We start from the raw sequence: 25,008 nt of genomic DNA, 5'->3' as shown, positions 1-25,008 counted from the left end.
GAGAAGGGAGTAGTTAATAGTGAATAAGACTTAAATGAGGACGTAAGGTATGTTCCCAACTACCAGGTTCCCTTGTTCACTGGAAGGAGGTGAGTAGGGAGTAGTTAACAGTGAATGGGGTAGGACTTAAATGAGGACGTAAGGCCTATTCCCAACTACCAGGTTCCCTTGTTCACTGCGGGAATATAGCGTACTGCCTATAGCCTAAAAAAAATAACATTCCTTTAACATTTAAACGACGTTCTGTTTAACTCTCCATGCTAGTTTTATGCCAGGAAAGCCTTACTTTTATGGAACTTATTCTTCGTCGTAAACTAAGCAGAAAGTGGATGAACTTCTTCTTTATTACCTGTCTTTTGTTTTTGGTTGTGAAGCGATATTTTCAAGTTTGTCGTGTTCCTACACAAAGTCATTCGTTTATTAGCTTCAATACCCATCCTCCTGAAGAATTGCCCATCAATTATGAGGGTGAATTTTCCGTCATAACTTATAATATAGCGGGTTTGCCACAGCTTATTTGCAGCGCTGTTACCGAGCGTTCGTCAAGTATTGCAGAAATTGGGCGTCGATTGAATGATTATGATATTGTTCATGTGCAGGAAGACTTTAACTATAATAGCTTCTTGTACTATAGTGGTAATGAGCATCCTTATAAAACCAAAACGAAAGGAGGCGTACCTTTTGGTGATGGTTTGAATACACTCTCAAAATATCGTATTACGGAAATACACCGCATTCCTTGGAATAATTGCACAGGGGCGGACTGTTTGACACCTAAGGGTTTTACGTTTAGTAAGATTGAAGTAGGGAAGGGCGTATTTATCGATTTTTATAATGTACACGCAAATGCGGCGGATGATCCGGCCGCTGCTGCCGCGAGACGGAAGAATATGATTCAACTGTCCAATTATATTAAAGAGCACTCAGGCGATCGAGCGGTCATCGTTATGGGTGATTTAAATGCGCACTTCTGCTATGAACATGACAATATTCGCGATCTGCTTGCCCAAAATGGTTTGAAAGATGCATGGGTAACGCTCAAGGCTAAGGATAGCTTCCCCGCTTTCAAAAAATTTGTGAAAGAGGATATTTTGAAGTTGACTGACGACTGTGAGTCTATCGATAAGATACTCTTTCGAAGCAGTGCTGATCTGTTGCTGACTCCAAATGCCTACCGTTTCGAGAACGAGAAATTCAATAATAAAGAAGGAATACCGCTCTCGGACCATTGCCCCGTGAGTTTATCGTTTAGTTGGCAGCAACGTAGTTATTAGTTGTTGGTTATTAGTTATTGGTTATTAGTTGTTGGTTATTGGTTGTTGGTTGTGGGTTATTGGTTGTGGGTTGTGGGTGTGAGTTTTCTTCCTGTCTTTATGTTCTAGCAGGTATCAAGTATCAAGACACCAGCCTACCGGCAGGCAGGTAAGTATCAGGACATAAGTATCACGACTTTCCGTTCTATGTCAACTATTTTCCTGTTCAACTACTCAACAACTTAACTACTTAACAACTCGGCGACTTAACTACTCAACTAACCCCAAAAATGCCTCATAATAAGCTTTGACCATTTTCTTCCAACCGAAGTGTCTTTTTGTATAATTAACCGACGCTGTCTTTTTCTCCTCGTCGCTAGGTTTCTTCATAAACTCGTTTAGTGTCGTAATCCATTCTTCTGCTTGTTCTGATGGTAACAGATAACCGTTCTTCCCGTGTTTTACAGCGTCCGAAATACCTCCTGTGTGGGAGGCAAAAACAGTTGTTCCACATAAGGCAGCTTCCAAACAAACCAGGCCAAAGCCCTCCATATCACCCTCTACTTCGATATTGGGCATAATAAAGGCACTTGCATGATACAGGATGTTCAGAATTTCATCGAACGGCAATCGTCCCAAGTGTTTGGCTCTTTTTCTTATTTCAGGCTTGCTTAATAACTGACGCAATTTCGGCTCATCGGTGGCCGCACCTAGAAATAACGCAAGTTTGTTTCGGAAAAAGGGTGGAAGGAATTTAAAGAAGCGTTCTTGTTTGGTTGCTTTCCAATGAAACGGCCCTATAAAGAGCAATAAATAATCATGTTGCAAATGAGGCATTACGCGTTCGACAAACCAAGAAAATCCCTTTCTCTTAACGGGCCTGCCCATGGCTACCAATAATTGTTTTCCACGAATATCCAAACGGTACCTTGCTTGGAAATCGTCATGGAAATTTAATGAGAATTTATGTTTAGGTATTTTTTCATCGACACCGTTTGAAATGACTCGTAGCTTTCCCGTAGCGATCCCCACGCTTTGTGCGGCTTGGGCCGTAGCTTTGCTTACTGCCACGATAAGATCAAAGCGATTCAGTTTTGGGAGAATAAATTTCCTATATAAAAAACTCGGAAAGACGACGTCTAAACCATGTATGGTAACCGTGTGTTTAATGTGCGGATTGAATCGACAGCACAATAAATAATAGGAGGCAATCAATGCATCATTAAAATGGATAAGTTTAATATTGGGATGCTGATTGATAAGATGTCTTATGTTTTTTCCGAGTGCTAGAAAAAAGCTCAGCCGGCTACCGATGCCTTTGTATATTAACTCGTGCACCGTACACCATTTTCTCATACCCACTACCAGTTCATAGCTTTGCTTTTCCATACCGCCGGTAGTAGGGGGATATTTATGACTTACAAATAGAACTTCCATGAATAATTATACTGCTTGCAGTTGCGGGGCCTTTCTATGATATACAACATAACTGATACCGCCAAAAAGTAACCAAACGAGTTGTCGAGCCCGCCGGACAACGGAGACGCTAAGCCATAGGCTGCCCGTTATACCAATAAATTCTAACATAAATTGATTGCCATACTCTTCAATACCGATTTGCCCCGGAATTATTGCGCCTGCTGATTTAAAAAAAATAACGCCCATATCCATGGCTAAACTTTCAATTACGTCAATATTGATATCCAGCGAATGCAAGATGAGCAGGAATTCAAGGGAACCGACAAACCAATGGAGCGAGAAAAAGAGAAACGACAGCCATAGCGCCTTTTTCTCTTGGTGATAGTATAACTTTGTTTCGGATAGGGTAGTTGTTAGACTTAATTTGAGTTGACTAAAACGGGTTGTAAGTTTCTTATGCAACGATTTAGTAAGGCGAAATATTAAGAAAATAAGCAGACTGATGACTAAAAAAACAATCACAAAATAAGGGAAAAAAGACGCTACTTGTCGATTAAAACTATCGTCGCTGCTCTGCTTAAGTAGAATAGCTACCGCTAGTGCCGACAACAGAAGCTGCGAAGCGATCATCAGAAAGCGTGAAACGATAACCGATCTAATAGCCGATTTTCTTTCGATCATATAGGGTTTCAACAATTCGGCCTTTAGAAAATCGCCCCCAATAATGCTACTGGGATTAAAAAGGCTCACCGTTTCACCAATAAGTCTGATCCAAAACAATTGATAAATGTTGATTCTCTTTCGCTGGTCTCCCAAGCAATAAGCCCAGGCCAGAGTGCCTAGGAGATACGCGAGGCAGGTAAGGATCAAAACCCAGCAAAAACCCCAACCGATATGTGCTAACGACCGGGTTACCTGCGTAAGGTCTGTATGAGCAATGTAGATTCCTAAAGAAATAACAACAGATAAGAATAGTATAATTTTAATAAATCGAAGCATTCCGGTACTAAGAGGTTAGTTTGTAAATGCTGGGAACTTTGCCCAACTGCTCAATATCGTTAAAGTAAATGTCCGCTAGCCGCTCCCAGTTCCGTTTTGTGCTTTCTTGTATGCCAAGCATGCTGAATTGCCGGTGAATCGTTTTTTTATTCAATAACGTTTCTATACAGTCTACAAATTCTCCCTCACTGTTAGGATTGCAAGCAAAGCCATTAACACCATTTTCTATTAGATCTTTGGAACCCCCACCGTTGGCAATGACACAAGGCAGGCCGGGGGCCTGTGCTTCTAAAATAACATTGCCATAAGTTTCACTAACAGATGGGAAGACAAAAATGGAACTCGATGCATAAAGACTTGCTAATTCGTCGTGACCAACATGGCCTAAAAAGATTGCTTCAGGCATATTGCTTTCGCATGCTTTTCTTGCGGATCCATCTCCTACAACTAAAAAATTACATGCAATTCCTCGTATTTTAATTAATCGATAAATTTTAAAGAGCATTTCCAGGTTTTTTTCCCATACCAAGCGGCTTACAAACAAGAGTGTAGGCTGTTGGTTCCCGGTTATTTTTTCAAGCTTTGCCAGATCCTTTTTCAGCGGATTAAACAATGTATTGTCAATTCCTCTTTCCCATAGCAACATCTTCGATGCTTGAATGCCGTAATTGATTAGTTCCTGTTTAATGGATTTTGTTGGAACATAAATGCAATCACATTGATTATAAAATAATTTTTTCTTCGACGAAACATATCGCTTAACCGGGCCGATAAGAAAAGGCAAATGTTTCAAGTAGTAGTCTATATATGAAATAAAGTGGGTGTGATAAATGCTGACGACCGGGATATGCCGCTTGCTGGCGTAAGTGACCGCGAAATGCCCCAAAAGAGAAGGGGTAGCGATGTGTACGATATCCGGACCGAATGTATCTAGTTTACGGATTAATCTTCTTTTTATTAAGGAAGGAATCGATAACGTATAATTCTTATTGGAAGGAATGGTGATAGTTGGAACTTTAAGCGAAGGAAAGTCTAACAGCTGATCCGGGCCATCACCATAAATAAACATGAATTCAAAACGATCGAACGGAATCCTCTTAATAAGCTGAAACATCGTTCGGGATGCCCCATCTTTATCTTCATGCAAGATTTCCGCAAAAAACGCTACTTTAATTTTTCGCATAGCATATACTTCGTATTTATAAAGCTATCGGTTTAAATTAATAATAGCATTAATCAATTGTTATGAATTCGTCATGTAATGAAGAAAATCTAGCCGATAGCCTTGTTTTTTTCACAAAGGCATAATGCTTTTTTAAAATAGGCTTAACGCGGATACCTTAGATTTGTATCAGAGTTAAATAGTAATTGATTCATGTAAATTAGGTTTGGTTAAAATTGGGAAAAGGCTCGCTGTGAAGCGCGCCTTTTTTTGTTGTTATTAGCTGTTAGTTATTAGCTGTTAGTTATTAGCTGTTAGTTATTAGTTGTTAGTTGTTAGTTATTAGTTATTGGTTGTTAGTTGTTAGGTGCTATTATTAAACTCTATTCCTTCATGCTAAGTGTCAGGGTCATTTTTCCATAGTCAATGATACCTTGATATTGGGTGAGTATATCGCCGCCAATAACGCCGATTACAGGCTCGACTGAAAGATTCTCGTAGGCAAAATTAATAGAAGACAGATCCAGTACGGCCACTTCAAAATTTTTAAGGTGGAAAGTGCCGATTTGAAAATCAGGAAGTTGCCAAGTAAAGCTTTCCATATTAGTCGTACCCAAACCGGTAGATACGCGGTCACTGCTTTTAAGTTGCTCATTACCTATGTGACGCTCTACGATTGTTTTGTCGAATACAGTTTTGGACGCACCCGTGTCCAATACAGCTTTAAAGCTATGTTCGAAAACAACGACTTCCACCAATAAGTGGAAGCCGTCATCTTGAAGATTTAATAATGCTAGTGGTATTTTAATCATTAACGATATTAGTTTTTTAGATGATTTTACTCTCAGAAAGCACGTTATTCATGCTTCTCACGGCTTCGGCACTTTGTCTGAATTTAGCCTTGTCTTCTTCGTCCAATTGAAGAGCAATTATTTTTTCGGCGCCGTTTTTACCGATAATAACAGGAACTCCCAACGTGATGTCCTGCTCACCATATTCGCCTTCTAAATAAACAGAAGCCGTGAATAGTTTTTTCTGATTTCTGACAATACTTTCCACCATCCCGGCGATAGCTGCACCCGGCGCATACCAAGCAGAGGTGCCTATAAGTTTCGTTAAAGTGGCTCCACCTACCATCGTGTCGGCTACTACTTGTTCCTGTTGCTGTGCAGATAAAAACTGTGTCACTGGAATACTGTTCCAAGTGGCGTGTTTTATCAACGGAATCATCGTAGTATCACCGTGCCCGCCTATGACAATGGCGTTTAAATCGGAAGGAGAGGCTCCGGTATGCTGACTGATCTGATATTTAAATCGGGAAGAGTCCAATGCGCCACCCATACCGATAATTCTGTTTTTAGGTAAGCCAGTGGCTTTAAGGGTAAGGTAGGTCATGGTGTCCATGGGGTTAGAAACCACTAGAATAATCACCTCAGGCGAATATTTTAGCAGATTCTCGGCAACCGATTTAACAATATTTGCATTTGTTCCGATCAATTCCTCACGTGTCATTCCCGGTTTACGCGGTATACCTGAAGTAATAACAGCAACGCTTGATCCGGCAGTTTTTTCATAATCATTTGTTACCCCCGTGATTTTAGTGTCAAATCCTAAAAGGGCTGCGGTTTGCGAAATATCCTGCGCCTTGCCTTCGGCAACTCCTTCTTTGATATCCAGCAGTATAACTTCTTCTGCAAGTTCTTTCCTTGTGATATTGTCTGCAGCGGTTGCGCCTACGGCACCGGCGCCAATAACGGTGATTTTCATAAATTTCCGGAATTAAATGATTCGTTAAAATTATTGTTTTTTACCTCAGTTCCGCACGATGGTAAAATAGTAAAAAGGAATGGGAATGGCAAAACAAGTCGTAAGTTATAAGTCATAAGTTGTATGCTATTACTTATATGGGGTAAATCGTGTTACCGTTGCTACTAACAACTCAAAAACTTATAACGTATAACTAAAACGGATAACCAATAGCCAAGTTGAAGACCAAGTTATCACGTCGCCAATCAGGGTCTCTAAAATTAATTTTATTGAAAACCCAGCGCTGGCCATCCGGTAAATAAGGGATACGGAGTGGAATAGCAAGATCCGTTCTTAAAATGAGGAAAGTCAGATCAAAGCGGAGCCCCACGCCGCCGCCAACCGCTAATTCCTTAAAGAAATTCTTGGAAAATTTACCACCTTGAAATACCGTATCTGCATTTTGTAACCAAATGTTACCGGCGTCGATAAAGGCCGCCCAATCTAATATACTAACAATCTTAGACCGATACTCTAAATTGAATTCCATGCGGATATCACCGGTCATATCCGGAACGAAATTATCGTTTCCAAATCGCTCGGGGTTATAAGATCCCGGACCAATTGCCCGGGCTCTAAAAGCACGTAGACTGTTAGGCCCACCCGCAAAGAACTGCTTCACATAGGGAAGTCGAGTCGAATTGCCATAGGAATAACCATAACCAAACAAAGCACGAGCGGCAAGCGTCCGATTTTGCCCCAGTTTCATATAATGACGGTACTCAATTTCGGTTTTAATATATTGCGAAAATGCAGCGTTAAAAATACTGTCTTGCTTCCCTTTTTTTACGTTTGATCCCAAAATCAAGCCAACGGTATTGGCGGAAAGATCCAAACCACCGGAAAAGTAAAAGGTATGTTTCCTGTCGGTTTCCATGGTATTGGTATAGGTAAATTTGTAGTTCGGACCAAAGGTGAACTGTCGGTCGATCGCTCTTTGTAAATAGGGAAACTCTGTAGCTAAGCTATCGTAAAAGCGGGTTACATTTACCGGTTGCACGTAAGCAACGTCTAATACGTTCAGTTGATGTGTTTTTTTTGCGGATTCCTGCCAGTTATAGCCCCATGCAAAACGTAACGAATTCAAACGGTAGGCCTGTCTTCTATTTAGAAATTCGTAGCCTACCAGCGTGGTAGTATGCGGGACGAACCGACGCGTAGGCTCCCAACCAAAAGGAGCAATGATACGTGGCCAAGTTAAGGAGGCTTCTAAACCATAACGGTAAAAATTGGAGTTGATATTGATACCACCACCTGATTGCACTTCGTAGCCGCCATAAGCAGTTAAACGTAAAAGTTCGGCTCCTTTGAACGCATTTCGATGACTCCAGCTGACGTTAACCTCGGAACCATTGTAAACAGCAGCTGTTTTACCAAGCAATTCAACACGTACAGCCTTTTTTTGTTGTGGCGTAAGGTAGTAATGGACATCTAATTTATTGCTTTTTCCACGATCGGCCAACATAAAGTTATTTTTAACAAAGCGGAAAGTTCCCATTCCGACAAGCTGGCTAATCGTTTGATTTTGCCGATCTCGGTTATAAAGATCGCCTTTATGGAAAAACATCGTTCTGGCGAGTGCAAACTTTCGAAAGGTCCGATGTGGATCTATAAAATAAAAGCCTTTGTATTCTTCGGCATCTTTGGGAGTAGCCACTTCATAATTACCCTGAACTAGTGAATATTCCGGATAAATGAAAATGTTGTTGATCGTATAAGGTTGTTTCGCATTTTTTGGTGTTTCCTCTTTTAGTTTGACATTCATGTCTACCATGTGATTGCCAATCATACTGTCTACCTGTACCAAAAGGTGATCAGGGCTGAAAAAATAATAACCTTTATCCTTGAGGATATTATCAATCCGCTCGCGTTCCGCAATGATCCTATCCAAGTTATAAGGTCTACCGGGCACCAAAAGCGATCCTTCCTGCGCTAATTTTAACTCCCTTCCAATCTGTGTAGTTGTGTCAGCTTCATACGTTACTTTATTGATACGGTAAATTTTATTGGTCGTAGCTACATAGTTCAGCGTCGCCTTTCTGTTTTCAATAGTCGTATCTGTCGTTACATAAGCATTAAAGAAGCCGATGTTTTCCAACCTATTCCTGACGAGATTTTCATTGTACGGAACATTTACATCTTGGAGCAATACCGGAGGTTCACCTACTTTATTTTTCAACCAGTGTTTAAATCCTTTGTTTTTCTTGGGCTGACCGGCAATGTTATAGAAATAGAGTTTGGTACGTAAGCCTAAAAACTTCTTATTCGGACGCGGCCGTAGCACCCCCTCCAGTCGTTCGGTTAGCGGTCCTCTATACTGGTCCGGAATCGAATCGTTATTCAATTCCACCTCACCTTTCACATACAAGTTTTCACCTTCCTTTAAATACTTGACATTACTACAGGAAGCAAAAAGTACTGAAATCGCTATATATGTGTATATTTTAATTCTCATCGTTGCTCTTCTCTGATGATTCTTGCTCTGTAACTTCATCCTCATTCCGGTAGGCTTTGTTTAACTTTTCGACGTGATCCGCAGGTATGTCTTCTTTCTTTTCTTCGGCCACCCCATCTTCTTTCTTCGTCTCCTTAGGTTGATGGTCATTGCGGCGCTCCACACTATCCTGGCCGTTTTCATCCTCCTCATCATTTTTTTCCAAATGCTCTTTCATCTCCTCTGCTCGTTCTTCATTAAGCTTTTGAATGCGCTTAGCGCTCATAAACAGCTCCCTGAATTCATCGTAATTCATATTGATAATGAAACCCAGCCCGGTCTCAATAAATTGGCCCTGTAGGGTTACCTGATATTGATTTTTTCGATATACACGGGCGATATAACGACCGTCTCTTGATAATTGGTATTCAACCGAGATATCACCCGCAATATTCGTAGCCTTTTGACCAGGTTGCGTAGCTCCTTCTAATTCAAAATTGGAGCCGACGGTCACTTTCAACCGATCATCTAACATTCGTTTTGAAACCCCGACGTTTAGATCTGTCCGATTTTGCGCTTGCCCCGTGCTATAGTCATCCGCAGTAGATTGTAGATCAAAATTCAATTCTACACCGGCAATTAGATCACCGGCCATTTTATTTAGCTGACTTGTTAACAAACTACTAACGCTGGATCGTACCATCGTTTCAGTGCTGGATCCGCCTGCACTGGAGAAAGGATTCTCAGCGATAAACCTACCTAATACAATCAGAGCAAAGGTCTGCTTGTTCATCTCCGAAGGGTTGTCTCGTAGTTGTGCCAGTTTTGCTTCTACATTTTGGGTCACATCTTGCGATACCGTATTGGCATTTCCGCCGGTTCCCAAATCAATGTCAAAAGAAATCTCGGGTTTTAACATTTTGCCCCCTATATGAAGATTGACATTGAAAGGAAGGCGTTGTCGATAATAATTTGCTTGCGTGCCGGTAACCTGTACCAAATCAATCGGTTGTGCTTGCAAGGTATAAACTGCCGTCATATTAAGATCAGCGTCCATAATGTCGCCACCCCAAGTGATTGTACTTCCTTTTTTAAAGTCAAATCTTCTTTTGATCATATTAAAGGATAGGGAATAGTTACCTTCTTCCACTTCGTAAGTTCCGGCAAGGGTCATCTCGCCGCCCGGATTGATACCGAAGTTAAGTAGAGCCTGGCCTTTGACAAATAATTTATCGCCGGTTCCGGGATCAACGATCACAGTAAAGGCCGCGTTTCTATCCACATCGATATTTAAGGATATGTTCATCCCGGTAATGGTATTGCCCGTCGTTTCGGTTGTATCGTAAACCGCTAAGATCTCCGCGCTATCTCGAGGACTCAAACTAGTAAATTCTACAATGCCCTCACGTTCCACTAAACCGGGATCCGTTTCTGGCATGGTCAGTGTCATGTCGGTATTTTCATTGACTCTTAAGGTACCATTCACAGACGGACTCATGGCTGCGCCACGGATACGCAGGTCGGTATCGATGTTCAGTTTTCCATAGAATAAGTTGTTATCGACCTCTGTAGAATTTAAAACCTGGAAATCATCAGCTTTTACGTCCATACCCAAAGCAAATTCGGTATACGTCTTTGTTCTGATATTGCCATTGATAATCGCTTTATTACCAACACTATCAGTCAAGGTAAATTGTTTAAAGCTGATGCCTCGATCATTGAAATTAATCCGCTGCTGATCCATGTTAAACGTAGCGTTTAGCATGGAAATATTCATTCTGGCTCGGTTAAAGATCAAATCGCCGTTGATGATCGGTGCATCTAAACTTCCCGTTAAATCAAGCTTTCCGGAAATGCTTCCGGATGAGCGCCTTAAATTGCCGAAACTAAAGGCTTCGATGGTACTCATATTAAGATTATTAACCAACAAATCAAAATCCATCGTAGATTCGGCGTCAAGCGGTGTAATATAGTCGCCACTTAATTGAATATCGTTTCCTTTTCCTTGAATAGTAATATTCGCATTGTAGGTGTTTTCCTTCGCATTATTTATTTGAACGCCAATATCTCCAATAGTGTCTTTGCCAAAGTAGAAGTCGTTGATGGTTATATCGGATGTAAAAACGGGGTAGCCATCGAGTCGATCGACTAAGGCATTACCGTTTATTCCGCCACCTAAGTCTAAATTTGCACTTTCCACCATATTAGCAAAAGTTTCAATACGAAAGTTTTTGAAATTAACGGCTAAAGGTGAATTGGGTACGGAGTCTTGCGATGCAATAGTCATTTCTTGCCCATTTTGGCTGAGATCGAAGTGAGAAGCCAATAAACCTTTTGCGCCAAAGCTAATAGCGTTTTGGGGATTAACGGACCATTTGTCATAATTTAACATAAGGCCGTTTTCCTTTAAGGAAAAGAGAAAGTCTTCGGCACGGGCCTGTAGATTAGCGCCCAAATGATATTGCTCTTTACCTTTCTTATCTTTGATCCACAAACCCGCATCAATAGAACTGTTCTTTACGGTACCGCTTAAAAGTGTATTCATGATTTCGATACCGGATACTTTAATGTTATTAATAAGTGCAGCGTAGTAGAGTGTACTATCTAAAGTGTTGACATCAAAGCTAACATTTTGTATATCGGTGCCTGCATATACCGCCTTCGGTGCAACACCCTTAATGTTAATCGATTTGGTTTCGCTATTGAAGTTGCCGTCTAAAGTAATAGGTTGCATTTCGGTTAGTTCCGGCATTACACGGATGATGAGTGGTGACCTTCTGAAAGTTGCACCAAATTCGATTTGTGCAGGACTATATGCAGGAATGGTGTCCGGTAGGCCTGTCTTTTTATTAATGGCCGGATTGGGATTATAATACGTGTTTAGTATATCCTGAAAAGCATAGGATAAAGAAGTGAGTTTATAAGATCCAATCATATGTGCATGGAGAAACTCAGAACGTAATTGTAAGAGATTTTGACTACTGTCAGTCTGCGCAATCAAACTGATCGTGTCTAATACGTATCGATCAGTATTATAAGCGATAATAGCATTTGTTAAATCCAGCTTTCCATTGAGATAATCTGGATCGGCTGAATCAAAATTAGCAAGCAATTTGCCATGAAACCGGATATTGTCGTTGGTCAGGTTTAAATTTTTGGTGTTGATACTATCCACTAGTAGATCCATGTTAAACGTTGGGTATCGCTCTTTCAAGTTTGCAAATGCCTGCATTTCCAGGCTTATGTTTGGATCTTTACTGCTAAGCGATGCTTTTACATCGCCACTATTGGCTGTGGCCGCTAAGTTTATATTGGTATAGGTATAACCCAGGGCTTCCGCACGTATCAGCTTGGCTTTGGCATCTGCTACTAGTTTAGATGGATCAAGACCTTTCCCTTTGATTTGTGCAGCAAATGATATCTTTCCAAGTGTTGAATCCATCTTCATCAGATGACCTACATTCACATCTTGGATTGTAATATCTGCATCATAACTCGTATCCCTTTGGGCGGCATAGTTTGCTCGGAGATTTGCATTTCCCATAGATGATCGAAGATGCATGTTGGTAGTAAATTGATTAAGCCCTCCTTTGAACGTACCGTTCAAGTTCAGCTGTTTTGGCAATTCGATGCTATCAGGCAGCATGCTCTTCGCTACCAAGCGATCCAGGTCTCGCTTTCCGGTCTGTAGATCTTTTAATTGTAAATCGATATAGAATTTGTCGATGTCAGGTAATCCTTTTATATGTGCGCTGGCTTGCAAGCGGGTTTGATCTAAGGTTGTAAATGTCAAATTAGCTATGCGAAGATCATCAACACGCCCCTTTACGTTTCCGTCCACAAAAAAGGTATGGCCGAGTAGCGGCTTCATTACTTCCATCGTATCTAAATCCGGAACTAACAAGAGTACATCCTTCATTCCAATTTTACTCTTTTGGATATTAGCATTCAATTGAATTTCGCCAATGCGCTCCGTAATTTGTTCCAGCGAGGGATAGTTTACCCGGGCATAGTTTCGAATAAGGGTGTTAGGGGTTTCAATGTATAAGTCTTTTGCCTCCGCGCCTTTTTCTGTATAGACGAAATCAGCTTCCGCTTTCGTGATGGTAAAGCCACTTCTATCCTTGAAATTCAATTGGTTTAGCTTCCCACTTATCGAATCAATCGAAAAGAAAAAGTCAGACATTTTCAGGTCTACGCCCGTCATATCAAGATTTCCATAATCCATGCCCTTGGCCACTTTTGGCTGATTTGCGTCAAAATAAGCAAGTTTATTCTTTCCAATAATTAAGTCGGAGATATTTACTTGCCATTTTATAGGTGTGGTTTCGCCGGTATCAAGCGTAAAGGTGCTAGGGGTTGGTTTTTGTATCCTTCCAAAGGATACCTTTGCCGTATTGTTTTCTAATACGGCCTGTTTTATATCTATTCGCTCGCCACTCAAATCGATGTCTTTAAAATCAACCAAAAGTCGATCAAACAGAACTTGCGCATTTAAAGCACTTGCTTCGTCCACGTATTGTGCTTTGATATCTTCTAAGCTGACACTGCCAAGTTGAATGTCGGGGAGGGGAGCCTCTTCTCCAACGGCTGCTTCCACTCCTAAGTTTTTGCTAGATGGGATCGCTGTGGAGTCTGCTACCGTCCATTGTCTGATAGCTGTATTGACTCCTTGGATGTTGATCTTTGGAATCTCGAAACGCATTTTGTTCAGGTCGAAAGTCTTAATCCGTGTATCTAAATGGCCTAAATTGAAATCGGCATTGGTACCAATAACTTCGTCTTGATAAACGAGTCGAATACGGTTGAGATTAATCTTATCAATCGAAAACTCCATGCTGGAGGTTGTATCTTCCGGCTTAGGCTGCGTTTGCTCTTCACTAACAAATGCTCGCATAATGTAATCGAAGTTGAAGCTACTGTCAGGTAAAGTGCGGTCAATCTTGACGGTAATGCCTCTTAAATCGATTTCGTTTATTTCCACTTTGTTTTTTAGGAGCTTAAGTAGACTTATATCGACTTTTAATTGCTCTCCTGCGAGCAATGTATCTTTCTTTTGGTCTTCGAAATAAACACCTTCCAATACCAATAATTTAGGTAAATCGAGCGATACCCTTTCAATTTTAACCGGCGTTTCGATTTTTTTCTCCAGATAGGATACTACTTGTTGGACCAAAAAATTCTGAACGGCTGGAATACGAATTAAAATAAAAATCAGGAGTACTAAACCAATGATACTACCAACGACCCATAAAATGGTCTTGAGTGCAATTCTTCCAACTTTATTCAAAATAATATATTCTTAAAAGTGTTCCCAAATTCATGTGTTTTCGAACCCCTAACGAATGCTGTCGCTCTTTTGCTTTTCACCTGTTTGTGTTAATGACCCTCTTCCCCCGGTAAACCTTCAGCACTCAAATAGTTGTGCAGAATAGAAAAAACAAAGGTATCAAACTTTGATAAAAGACAGGGCCGATCTTGTTTTAAATAACGTTTTTTTTGTTTTTTATACTTGATATTATTGGCAGCTTTACTGCTTAGGTAAGCATCCACACAATGATCAGAATAACGACAATCAGCGCCAGTATCAAAAATAAAAATCTTCCTGAACCTCTGTCTGTTTTTTCGAATGCTTCCGGTGAGGGTCCTGGATTTTCTTTATGTGCCACATAATCCTCTTCAGCCTTCGTTTTACTGCTGTTTTTATCATTATCTACCATTTTCTCTCTTCCTGTCATTTTATTAATGCGTCCATCTGAGCTGTTTTTACATTCTTAACTCTAAACACGCTTTTGGACAAAAGGTTTAGCCTAATTCATCCTTTATCTCAGATAAAGTCAACAACAAAGCGCTTGTTAAATTGTATTAATAGGGAAGAAGCTTTTTGATATGCATACAGATAAAGAGATTAAGGACTGGGTTTGCAGTCACATTCACCAACTCATTCAGGAAAATGAGGCCTCGAGTGAAACTGAATTCAAAACGAGTGTCGATATAGAAGGGGAGGATGGCCGTGTACATACTTATACCGTTTTTCTGGAAAGAAGCAATATAAATGACAGGGAAGAATGGATTGTCCGCAACATTGTTAGACCGGAGCAATTGCAATAATTAGGATACAATGGCTTTTTGTTTGCCTGAATCACTACCTTTAGCCTGACAGAATAGCCATACACTCATGAATCTATTATTTAAAGTAACGCTTGCTATTGTTTTGCTTATGCCTAACCATCTATTCAGTAGGGAGGTATTAAAAGTTGCCGTGGCTGGCCTAAACCATGACCATGTACATCTTTTGCTGAATTTGTATGAGCAACGGAAAGTTGATATAGTAGGAATAGCTGAATCAGATGAACAGTTAGTGCGAAGAATGCAAACAAGGTATAAAATTCCGGGGAATCTGTTTTACAAAGATCTTGCTACCTTATTACAACATGTAAAGCCAACCGTTGTACTCGCGTACAATCCCACGAATGAGCATGTACAGGTTGCTGAATTATGCATGCCGCTCAAAATACCCGTCATGGTAGAAAAGCCTTTAGCGACCAATACGGGGGAAGCTGCACGGATTGCTCAATTAGCAGAAGAGAATGCCACGCTATTTTTAACTAATTACGAAACTACCTGGTATAGAAGTAACCAACGTCTCAAAGCTTTGCTTCGTGAACAAGCAGCTGGAACTATTAGGAAAATGATGGTGAAAGATGGTCATGAAGGCCCTAAAGAAATAGGATGTAGCGAAGATTTCCTTAATTGGTTAACTGATCCGGTAAAGAATGGGGGCGGTGCTTTAATGGATTTCGGGTGTTATGGAGCTAATTTGATGACTTGGCTTAAAAACGGAGAAAGACCGAAGGCCGTTATGGCTATCACCAAACAGCTCAAACCCATGATTTATCCGAAAGTAGAGGATGATGCTACCCTTGTTCTTGAATATGCGGATGGCAGCACGGGGATTATCCAAGCTTCCTGGTGCTGGCCTTATAGCGTTAAGGATTTACAGGTGTTTACTACGAAAGAGCAGTGGCACGCAGTAAATGGGACCACGCTCCTGAAGTATACTTCGCATCAGAAACCAGAATCGATTTCGCTTACAAACGCGTATTACGAAAATCATTTAGCCTATCTAGAAGCCCTTTTAAAAGGTGAGGTGCGAGCAGACGACGATTTGTCTTCTTTAAACAATAATGTGATTGTTGTAGAAATTTTAGAAGCTGCAAAAAAATCAGCTATGGAAGGTAAGCGTGTTGAATTGTAAAATAGAAAGCAGGCTTCATACGAAGCCTGCTTTCTATTTTTACTTATTTTGACTTTCAGCAAAGTCTTTAGCTATAAAATTGTATACCAATAGCGCTAAGCCTTCACCGTCGACATCCTTATCACGGTAAACTCCTAATCGCAGCGTGTTTTCATCAAGGGCTAAAATTTCGTAGGTAGTCCAATTAGATACACCGGTAATACCGTTTTTAGCCGGCTTATATCCTCTGAGTATCGTTCCTCCGTTTATCGTTAAGGTTTTGTCGGCTATATTTAGCATATAGGTGCCTTTTTCTTGAACGTTATTTTCCATCCTCTTGATGTTCCGGAAATCGGGACTTGTTAAGAGCGAGAAGGTCATTTCACCATAATCTCCTCGTGCCATATTGTCGGGATAGATTCCTTGCCCGGCATCCCACCAAATAGTCGAGAAATTATTGGGATCAACAAAAGTCATCGGACCCTCAAAAAAAAGGCCGTCGGTGTCGAGCACCCAAGTTTTTTCATGACCGGCGCCACCGGATATATAGGTCCACATAGGATCGCTAACATAATTGAGATTATTCTCAGTAACTGTGATTTTCACAGAATCAACCTCAACAATACCACCACCTGTCATAGCCGAAAACTTAATCGTGTAATCGCCTTTAAATGCATAATGAATGGTATCTTGTTGTCGGGTTGATTTTCCGGTTTGATAATCCCATATGGATACTGTACTAGCTGTGTTATTTTTTAATATAACCGTATTACCACCTGCATCGGCATTGAAATCTTGCACAACTTCGAACTGGATTTGGGACTTATCCAAAGGTTCATCCAATTGATAGTCTTTTTTCTGACAGGAGCTTGTCAGTATAGTGATACAAGTCACGATCAGTGCTATATTTATTTTCTTTGCTTTCATTTTTAATAGCTTTAGTATGTTACCACCCTGCATTTTGAACCAGTACACCATTAGACAGGGTTATTTGATTGTTCGGAATTTGTTGTAATCCGTTTGTTTCATTGATTTTCCCGGCACTGATCGTTTTACGCACTTCTTGGCCCCCGTTTAATACGGTGGTGCTTTCAGCGATTGTTGAAGCAGCTACGTCTACGCCTTGACGTAGTAAATCCCAGTAACGAATTCCTTCTAACGCAAATTCAAGCTTGCGCTCATTCATAATGGCCGACTGACTAACCGGTTGAGCGGAAAAATTAGTGCCAAAAGCACGCCTGCGTACGGCATCAAAATAAGTTTGGGCGTTAGGGCTTCCAAGTTCTGCTGCCATTAAAAGCACATCCGCATAACGAATGGATACATAATCTTGGAATTGGCCAATTTGAAAGTTGACCCCTCCTTTGTTTACGGCAATGCTGTTTCCGTTTTCATCTACCAATGGGCTGTACTTTTTGTTGTAATAGCCGGTATACTCTCTTTGCTTACTTTGATTGGTGAAGTTGATGCCCTCTTCTGCGATGGCGATGATGGAAGCTGTTCTGCGACTATCATTTCTATTATAAGCATTCCATAACTTTGGATTGACAGTTGCGCCACCCCATCCGTTGCCATAAGGAAAACTCCATTGCTCGCGCATGCCAAACATAACCATCCAATGATTACCATCCGTATTTCCATCATAGTCGCTTGTAAAGGTATACTTGATAGCAAAAACGGTTTCTTTATTATCCTCTCCCACATAGTTTTCTAAGGAGGCTGGCCATAGATGAGCAAAATTCTCTACCAACGAAAAGCCTCCGTTATTGATAACGTCTTCCAAGTAGTTGAGTGCAGCACTACGGTCAACCACGTCTGCCAAGTCGGTTTGCTTGTAGTAACCTGTATAATAAAGGAACACTCGGCCCATTAAACTTTCAGCTGCCCATTTTGTAACCCGCCCATAAGTGGCGGTTGGTTGGCTTGCGTAAGATGTTGCCGGCAAATTTTCTATAGCGAACTTAAGATCATTGGCTATAACCGTATAAACTTCATTAGGATCGGCTTGCGGTATATTTTCATTGCTCGGCTCCGTTAATAAAGGAACGTGCCCCCATAACCGGATCATATCAAAATACAAATAGGCACGGATAAAACGTGTTTCTGCTTCGTATACAGGACGCAGATCGGCTTTGTTTCCCCATTCTATACCGTCCAATTTTCCTAAGAGCATATTACATCGATAGATTGCCTTATAATAGGCGATCCAATTATCAACAAATAAATTTTGGTCAGCGGGTGAACGTAGCCGATCAAATTCGTCCAACATTTGATAACCAAAGCCGTCCGAATTACCCGTACCACCAAAGCAGTTATCAGATAGGATCTCAGTGGCAACTGGTAAGCTAACGCCACCGGCCCAAACGATCTGTAAACCATCGTAACAGCCGACAAGAGCTTTATATGCATCGTCCGTGGTACGATAAAAGTTTTCATCCGTCAATTCGGTTATTGGCTCTGTATCTAAAAATCCTTTCGTGCACGATCCTAATGTTAACGTGCTCGCTAAAAGCGTATAGAGAATGAAATTTTTCATTTTTTCAATAGATAATTGGTTAAAAAGTAATGTTAGTTCCAATCATAAAAGTTCTTGGGCGTGGATAATAACCTAGGTCGACACCACTGGCAAATCCTTCGGCATATCCTATTTCCGGATCCATACCGTCATATTTCGTAAAAGTGAAGGCGTTCAATACAGAAGCAAATAGGCGAACTTTTCTTAAATAATTCTTTTTAATGATTTTTCCGAAATCATAACCCAATGTAATGGTACTTACACGAAGGAAATCACCGTCATGAATGTATAGGTCAGAAAAGTTAGTCCAGTTACGTGCATCTTCGGTAATGCGAGGAGTGGTATTCGATGATCCCGGCCCGTGCCAACGGTCAAGTATGGCGGTTGTGTAATTGGAATATGGATCCGTATGATTGCGGTACGATTGCACTAATTGATTACCTGCCACGCCCGAAGCCTGAATTGCTAAATCGAAACCTTTATAATTAGCTGTAATACTGAAACCATAGGTAAAGTCGGGGTTTGGGTTGCCAATCATGGTTTTATCCGTTTCGCCGATCTGTCCGTCACCGTTTACATCAACATAACGAACATCTCCCGGTTGCGCACTGGGTTGTATAAGCGTACCATTGGCATTGCGGTAGCTGTTAACCTCGTCTTCAGTCTGAAAAATCCCATTTGTTTTATATCCCCAGAAATAGCCAATGGGAAAGCCGTTTTGTGCACGATAAAACTCACCGGAGTTAGCAAACAGTAAATTGTTGGCACCATGGATAATTCCGTCTGCAGTGGGTATACTGCCTACTTTATTTTTATTGTAAGTACCATTAAGGCCTACACTGTAGTTAAACTCACCAATATGATCATGATAATTCAATGCAAGTTCTACACCGGTGTTTTTCACATCACCGCCATTTATAAATGGTCCGTCTGCTCCCGCTGTTGCCAACACGGGAACCTGGATTAACCAATCTTTTGTGATTTTATCATACCAATCAAAGGCAATGTCCAGCCGATTTTGTAACAATCGGGCATCGAAGCCGATGTTTGTCTGTTGCGAAGTTTCCCATTTCAGGTTAACATTGCTTAAGCGACTTGGATAGGCGCCCGGTGTAAGCACACCCTCTTGATTTCCAAAGATGTAATTGGTATTCAGGAATGTTACCGGCGACATAAATTGAAAGGCATCTATTCTTTGATTACCAACCTGTCCCCAGCTCGCCCTTAGTTTAAAGAAATCCAACCAGTTTTTGGTGCTTTCTGCAAAAGCCTCGTTGGAGATAACCCAACCGGCAGAAATGGACGGAAAATATCCCCAACGATTACCGCGCGCAAATCGCGATGAACCATCCGCTCTAAAGGTCGCATTTAATAAATACGTGCCTTTATAGTTATAGTTAAGCCGTCCAAAATAAGACATACGCTTATCCGCATCATCGGGTGCGCCCCTTAAAGTCATCTGTGCTGCATCATTAGCGTTGGTGGCATTAGATAACCAGGCGTGCTCTAGATCGTTGAAGACCGCATTTATATTGGCTCCCCAGATACTCGATCCATCGTATTGAAAGGCCGAAGATCCAACCATGGCCTCAAAGTGGTGATCGTCTTTTATATCGAACGTATAACTAAGTAAATTATCCCATAGGAGGGATTTATTCTTTCCCATATTTTGATTAATTCTGGAAAAATCATTGAAAGAATAAGCAGAAAGCCTATATATGGGGGTAAAAGATCTACTTTCATTAACATTATAGTCCAGCCCTAAGCTGGTTCTAAAACGTAGGCCTTTCATAGGTTCTACTATTAAATAAACATCGCCAAATAAACGCTGACTATTGCGATCATTTTGATTGCCATAATACATGGTTGCATAAGGGTTTGCCTCACCGGTGTTCCATGAGGAATTGGTGTTGTCATAGAAATTCCCCTCTTCATCGTACATTGGCACCAAAGGACTGGTATTGAAAGCCCCCCTTAACGAGTTGTTGTATTGATTTCCTACCCCAATCCCGTTACTGTTCAAATAGGTAAATGTGAGATGTTCTCCTAACCGTATAATGTCATTGTATAAGTTGTGTTCTGAATTGATGCGATAATTGAAACGCTCATAGTTGGATAAACTTTTACCTCCTACAATTCCCTCCTGCGACGTATACGCAAAGGAAGTCGAATAGGTTGATTTTGTACTGCCCCCTTGTGCACTTAGCGAATAATTTTGCGTTAATGCATTATCCTTGAACATTTCGTCCATCCACATGGTCCCTTCTCCGAGATTGGTTATCTCTTCATTCGTAAAATAAGGCACTTTTCCGGCGTTAATAGCTCCTTCGTTCATAATAATGGCGTATTGTTTGGCATTGAGCATATCGATTTTCCTTGCCAATTTTTGTAAGCCGGTATAAGTGTCCACGGAAATTTGTGCGGGCTGATCCGATTTACCTGTTTTAGTAGTAACGAGTATCACGCCATTGGCGGCCTGTGAGCCATAAATAGCCGCAGAAGCAGCATCCTTTAGCACATCCATGGAGGCGATGTCGTTGGGATTCAGGTAACTGATGTCGTTTGTTAAAACACCGTCTACTACGTAAAGTGGACTGGCATTGGCGATCGTTCCGACACCCCGGATGATGACACGCATGCTTTCTCCCGGCTGTCCGGAGGTTGAACTAATCTGAACCCCCGGTGTTTGTCCTTGTAAAGCTTGCAGTGCATTGGTTGTGCTTTGCTTTTGAATGTCATCGCCTTTTACTTGAACAGAGGCACCGGTTATCAACTTTTTCTGCTGCACGCCATAGCCTACCACTACTACCTCGTCTAGATTTCCTGTTGTTGGCTCGAGCGCGACGTTAATAGGTGCAGCGGATGTCAATTTTACTTCCTTTTCTTGCATACCGATATAGGAAAATATCAATGACTGGCCAACGTTGGCATTAATGGAGAAATTACCGTTTTCGTCGGTTGATATACCCTGAGCGGTCCCTTTGATTTTTACACTTACCCCTGGAATAGGAAGTCGGTCTTCCGTAGAGACCACCTTCCCTCTAATTGCTTGTTGGGCGAATGTCAATTGTACTGAAAATAGCAGTAAAAGAGCCCATAATCCAAGCTGTTTAATGGTTTTTTTGAATGTTAGCATATTCATGTTTTTAGGTCTTACCGTTGCTGGCTTGTTTATTTAATTGTTTGTTAGTTTTACCTTGATACTATTGCCCTTATAGCTCACGCTTGTGTTGGGTTTAGCTTGGCTATCTATACCGCTAGGTCGTTGCTTGCTGACAAAAACGATGTTAAACATCCGACTTTTAGGCGCGGCCGTGTAGTTTCCTGTTCTTTTTGAAAAGGTGACTGTTTTTGTTTGATCGTCGTATTCAATTTGAATGTAGTTAAAACCTCCTTTTTCATAGTTATAGGTGAGTCCATCGTCTTCATACAAGGTGAAATCGCCATTTCCGCCTTCGAAAACATACAACGTAGTGGCTTGATCATTTTTTTCGTCAGTATACTGTAGGGAGGGGCCCAACGGTAGAATGGAGCCCGCTTTAACAAAAACAGGTATACGCTCGAAGGGAGCAGGTGCATCGATTTGTTGGCCTCCTTGGACCTGTTCACCGGTGTAAAAGTTATACCAGGAAGTTCCGGTCGGTAAATAGAGGGTGCGACTGTTGGCTCCTTTACGGGTGACCGGGTTGACAAGCAAGGACGGACCCAACATAAACTGGTCGTTGATATTGTAAGTTGTAGTATCGCCGGTGAAGTCCATAGCCAATCCCCGTAGTATACTATAGTCGTCGTGATAGGTTTTACAGGCTAAGCTATACAGATAGGGAAGCAACCGATAACGTAGGCGTATATAGTATACCATGCTATTGTAGGCCGGATGTCCTTCAGGAGCGATGTTAAAGGGCTCTCGGAACGGAAACTGCCCGTGAGCCCTAAAAATAGGCGTAAAAGCGCCAAATTGGTACCATCTGCTGTTTAGTTCGCGCCATTCTTCCTGATCGGCAGCCTGAGGTTGGTAATATCTTTTTTCAACTAAAAAGCCGCCAACATCCATTGTCCAATAGGGAAGTCCGGACATTGAGAAATTCACACCAGCTGCTATCTGGTCTTTCATATCATTCCAGGTAGAAGCAATATCTCCACTCCATGTGGCAGCGGCGTAGCGCTGTTGCCCGGAAAATCCGGAACGTGTAAGCATAAAAACTCTTTTATTAGGATCTTCCGCTCGCTGACCTTCGTAAATTCCTTTGGCATTTTGCAATGGGAAGGCATTATAATAACGTGTCGAAGATCCGATAGACGGTTGAAACACGTCTTTCCTTTCCTGAACACTTATATTCGAATGAATATCCGGTTCGCTAGCATCCATCCAGAAAGCATCAACACCTTTTTGATAGAGCTTTTTATTGAGCAAGTCCCAGAATCCGCGCCTTGCCTCGGCATTGAAAGGATCGTAAAACGTCGAAGTGTACCCTTTTCCTATCCAATCTTTCCTGCCATCCGCAATGTTTCGTCTATATAGCCAACCATATTCCATGAATTGAGAATAGGTGGTAGCTTCTTGGTTAAATTTAGGCCATACGGAAATCATGAGTTTGAAATGGTCTTTATGCAGTTGAGAGATCATTCCTGTTGCATCAGGGAAGCGTGCAGCATCAAAATTTTGGCCTCCCCAATCTTTTTCGGGCCAATATGACCAATCGAGTACAAGATTATCAATTGGAATGCGGCGTCGTCTAAATTCTTTGGCTACTTCTAGGATTTCAGCTTGCGTTTTATAGCGCTCGCGACTTTGCCAATAACCAAACACCCATTTGGGCATCACGGGTGCCTTTCCGGTAAGCGTACGATACCCACTGATTACGTGGTCCATATTACTTCCTTTAATAAAGTAGTAGTCAATGCCATCACCCGCTTCTGAATCGAAGCCAAAGATTCGTCGCCCTGCTTGTGGAATGGGGCGTTGCCAATTTATTCCTAAATACGACTGGGCGCCTTCCGGTTTCCAATCGATTTGTATGGCGTGTTTCTCATTGGCCTCCGTGGCGAATTCCAATTCGAAGGTTCCGGCATTCCATGATTCCCTCCACCGGTCCTGTAAAAGTTTGCCGTCGATCCAAACCTTGATATAGCCTGCATACTTAAAGTGTAGGCGTTGTTTACCGGTTAAAGGAGAGCTAAAGTGACCCTCGTAACGAACTAAACACTTGGAGAGGTCAATTCCTTGAGGAAATTTATATAAATCACTCAGATCATTGTAATCGATATCCGATTCGGCGCGCGTTGTAAAAACCTCTTTTTCGTTTTCTTTATTTACATAGCTCGCTGTTAACCAGCCTTGTTGACTATCTTTTGCATACAATGCTAAACCGGATAAAGGCAATAGTTCGCGCGTGTCTCCGACTTTAGTAATAGCGTAATTATTCCATAAGAGCCCATAGTTTTTTGTAGACAATAACATGGGTACGGCAACATCGGTGTTGTATTGCAAAAGGGTGACTTGCTTGCCCTGGTAATTCATAATACCGTTTTGATGTTGGCCAAGTCCGTATAAGCCTTCGTCTTCACTTATTTTAAAATCTTGCTTTATTTTGTAAAACACATCGCCGTTGGCAACGCCCGGAGTAAATGCTTGGGCATTTCTTGGCATTTCGCATAAGATGGTATCGCCATTAGGATTTAAGAAGGCTATCTGGCCTGTCAGCAGGGAAATACTAAGTTGAAGCACTTTGTTTTTGAGGTGAATGGTATTCCCGGTTTCCTCAATAGCGTGTGGCGTCGACTTACTTTGAAGTGTATCGGTGATGGAAAGTTGGGCCGACTGCTTTACCGAGTTGTTTAAGGGAGTTGACCTGATATGTACAATGCTGTCACGAATGAATTCAATTGCTAGATTTTGATCAATCGTTCCGGGAGCATTTCTAAATGTCAACGAAATTCCGTTTTCAGTTTTTCGATAATCAGCTTTCTGTGCATTTACCAGTAGTGGTAAACTGCAACAAAGTAGGGCAAAAAGAGTAGGTAATTTTGGCATGTTTTGTTACAAAAAAAATTCTTGTTTTACAAGTTTTGGTTAGTTTGTTTTGGTTAGTCCTGTAAAACTTGTGAGACAAAACTACGTGTACACCCAATATGGGAGGGGACGGAAATGTTTATAAATAGGGGTATTTTGGTTAACAATAT

The 25,008-nt window shown here is 41.3% G+C and carries 15 protein-coding genes; 3 read left to right on the top strand and 12 right to left on the bottom strand.

Translation table 11 applies throughout. The features are described 5' to 3' along the window. Positions 1 to 290: 290 nt before the first annotated feature. Positions 291 to 1,274 (top strand): endonuclease/exonuclease/phosphatase family protein, encoded by a 984-nt coding sequence (locus FKG96_RS16880; protein ID WP_242627173.1) that lies wholly within the window; start codon positions 291 to 293, stop codon positions 1,272 to 1,274. 249 nt (positions 1,275 to 1,523) lie between these two features. On the opposite strand, the gene FKG96_RS16875 is transcribed toward FKG96_RS16880, so the two are convergent. The 8 genes from FKG96_RS16875 to FKG96_RS16840 form a co-directional block, all read right to left on the bottom strand. After that, positions 1,524 to 2,690, bottom strand: coding sequence for a glycosyltransferase family 4 protein (locus tag FKG96_RS16875; protein ID WP_130855805.1), 1,167 nt, complete (start codon positions 2,688 to 2,690; stop codon positions 1,524 to 1,526). Between the two features lie 6 nt (positions 2,691 to 2,696). Next, positions 2,697 to 3,671: a flippase-like domain-containing protein gene (locus FKG96_RS16870; protein ID WP_130855806.1), complete on the bottom strand. Its 975-nt coding sequence runs from the start codon at positions 3,669 to 3,671 to the stop codon at positions 2,697 to 2,699. Between the two features lie 7 nt (positions 3,672 to 3,678). After that, positions 3,679 to 4,854, bottom strand: a complete 1,176-nt coding sequence (locus FKG96_RS16865; protein ID WP_149105720.1) for a glycosyltransferase family 1 protein — start codon at positions 4,852 to 4,854, stop codon at positions 3,679 to 3,681. A gap of 362 nt (positions 4,855 to 5,216) precedes the next feature. Continuing rightward, positions 5,217 to 5,645, bottom strand: coding sequence for a retropepsin-like aspartic protease (locus FKG96_RS16860; RefSeq protein WP_130855808.1), 429 nt, complete (start codon positions 5,643 to 5,645; stop codon positions 5,217 to 5,219). 16 nt (positions 5,646 to 5,661) lie between these two features. Beyond that, positions 5,662 to 6,600, bottom strand: a complete 939-nt coding sequence (gene mdh, locus FKG96_RS16855) for a malate dehydrogenase (RefSeq protein ID WP_130855809.1) — start codon at positions 6,598 to 6,600, stop codon at positions 5,662 to 5,664. A 193-nt stretch (positions 6,601 to 6,793) separates the two neighbouring features. Beyond that, complete coding sequence (locus tag FKG96_RS16850; protein ID WP_246860295.1) at positions 6,794 to 9,094, bottom strand: BamA/TamA family outer membrane protein; 2,301 nt, start codon at positions 9,092 to 9,094, stop codon at positions 6,794 to 6,796. Continuing rightward, positions 9,084 to 14,363 carry a translocation/assembly module TamB gene (locus FKG96_RS16845; protein ID WP_130855811.1) on the bottom strand — a complete coding sequence of 1,760 codons (5,280 nt, stop codon included), beginning with the start codon at positions 14,361 to 14,363 and terminating at the stop codon, positions 9,084 to 9,086. Before FKG96_RS16845 ends, FKG96_RS16850 begins: the two co-directional genes overlap by 11 nt. A gap of 247 nt (positions 14,364 to 14,610) precedes the next feature. Beyond that, positions 14,611 to 14,811, bottom strand: coding sequence for a hypothetical protein (locus tag FKG96_RS16840; RefSeq protein WP_130855812.1), 201 nt, complete (start codon positions 14,809 to 14,811; stop codon positions 14,611 to 14,613). A gap of 151 nt (positions 14,812 to 14,962) precedes the next feature. Here FKG96_RS16840 and FKG96_RS16835 point away from each other — a divergent pair, with 151 nt between their 5' ends. Together FKG96_RS16835 and FKG96_RS16830 are read left to right on the top strand one after the other, a co-directional pair. Beyond that, the gene (locus tag FKG96_RS16835; RefSeq protein WP_130855813.1) at positions 14,963 to 15,184 is read left to right on the top strand and encodes a hypothetical protein; all 222 of its coding nucleotides are present in this window, start codon (positions 14,963 to 14,965) and stop codon (positions 15,182 to 15,184) included. Between the two features lie 67 nt (positions 15,185 to 15,251). Further along, the gene (locus tag FKG96_RS16830) at positions 15,252 to 16,331 is read left to right on the top strand and encodes a Gfo/Idh/MocA family protein (RefSeq protein ID WP_149105718.1); all 1,080 of its coding nucleotides are present in this window, start codon (positions 15,252 to 15,254) and stop codon (positions 16,329 to 16,331) included. A gap of 39 nt (positions 16,332 to 16,370) precedes the next feature. On the opposite strand, the gene FKG96_RS16825 is transcribed toward FKG96_RS16830, so the two are convergent. From FKG96_RS16825 to FKG96_RS16810, 4 genes are read right to left on the bottom strand one after another with little or no spacing between them, the layout of a single operon-like run. Then, a complete protein-coding gene (locus FKG96_RS16825; protein ID WP_130855814.1) occupies positions 16,371 to 17,237 on the bottom strand; it encodes a hypothetical protein in 867 nt (288 codons plus the stop codon). A gap of 19 nt (positions 17,238 to 17,256) precedes the next feature. After that, complete coding sequence (locus FKG96_RS16820; protein WP_210421312.1) at positions 17,257 to 18,846, bottom strand: RagB/SusD family nutrient uptake outer membrane protein; 1,590 nt, start codon at positions 18,844 to 18,846, stop codon at positions 17,257 to 17,259. A 19-nt stretch (positions 18,847 to 18,865) separates the two neighbouring features. Then, the gene (locus FKG96_RS16815) at positions 18,866 to 21,961 is read right to left on the bottom strand and encodes a TonB-dependent receptor (RefSeq protein WP_149105717.1); all 3,096 of its coding nucleotides are present in this window, start codon (positions 21,959 to 21,961) and stop codon (positions 18,866 to 18,868) included. 39 nt (positions 21,962 to 22,000) lie between these two features. Next, a complete protein-coding gene (locus tag FKG96_RS16810; RefSeq protein WP_130855816.1) occupies positions 22,001 to 24,859 on the bottom strand; it encodes a TIM-barrel domain-containing protein in 2,859 nt (952 codons plus the stop codon). Between the last annotated feature and the right edge of the window lie 149 nt (positions 24,860 to 25,008).

It is taken from the genome of Olivibacter sp. LS-1, assembly GCF_008245145.1.
GTDB classification, from domain to species: domain Bacteria; phylum Bacteroidota; class Bacteroidia; order Sphingobacteriales; family Sphingobacteriaceae; genus Olivibacter; species Olivibacter oleidegradans.
Note: the sequence above shows the minus strand (reverse complement) of the source record. Positions and strands in the feature narration are given on the sequence as shown.

Bases quoted from the DNA above. Each gene is read 5' to 3' on its own strand.
- FKG96_RS16830 (WP_149105718.1), top strand. From the start codon at position 15,252: ATGAATCTATTATTTAAAGTAACGCTTGCTATTGTTTTGCTTATGCCT.
- FKG96_RS16825 (WP_130855814.1), bottom strand. From the start codon at position 17,237: ATGAAAGCAAAGAAAATAAATATAGCACTGATCGTGACTTGTATCACT.
- FKG96_RS16810 (WP_130855816.1), bottom strand. From the start codon at position 24,859: ATGCCAAAATTACCTACTCTTTTTGCCCTACTTTGTTGCAGTTTACCA.
- FKG96_RS16875 (WP_130855805.1), bottom strand. From the start codon at position 2,690: ATGGAAGTTCTATTTGTAAGTCATAAATATCCCCCTACTACCGGCGGT.
- FKG96_RS16850 (WP_246860295.1), bottom strand. From the start codon at position 9,094: ATGAGAATTAAAATATACACATATATAGCGATTTCAGTACTTTTTGCT.
- FKG96_RS16835 (WP_130855813.1), top strand. From the start codon at position 14,963: ATGCATACAGATAAAGAGATTAAGGACTGGGTTTGCAGTCACATTCAC.
- FKG96_RS16870 (WP_130855806.1), bottom strand. From the start codon at position 3,671: ATGCTTCGATTTATTAAAATTATACTATTCTTATCTGTTGTTATTTCT.
- mdh (WP_130855809.1), bottom strand. From the start codon at position 6,600: ATGAAAATCACCGTTATTGGCGCCGGTGCCGTAGGCGCAACCGCTGCA.
- FKG96_RS16815 (WP_149105717.1), bottom strand. From the start codon at position 21,961: ATGCTAACATTCAAAAAAACCATTAAACAGCTTGGATTATGGGCTCTT.
- FKG96_RS16880 (WP_242627173.1), top strand. From the start codon at position 291: ATGGAACTTATTCTTCGTCGTAAACTAAGCAGAAAGTGGATGAACTTC.
- FKG96_RS16820 (WP_210421312.1), bottom strand. From the start codon at position 18,846: ATGAAAAATTTCATTCTCTATACGCTTTTAGCGAGCACGTTAACATTA.
- FKG96_RS16840 (WP_130855812.1), bottom strand. From the start codon at position 14,811: ATGACAGGAAGAGAGAAAATGGTAGATAATGATAAAAACAGCAGTAAA.
- FKG96_RS16865 (WP_149105720.1), bottom strand. From the start codon at position 4,854: ATGCGAAAAATTAAAGTAGCGTTTTTTGCGGAAATCTTGCATGAAGAT.
- FKG96_RS16860 (WP_130855808.1), bottom strand. From the start codon at position 5,645: ATGATTAAAATACCACTAGCATTATTAAATCTTCAAGATGACGGCTTC.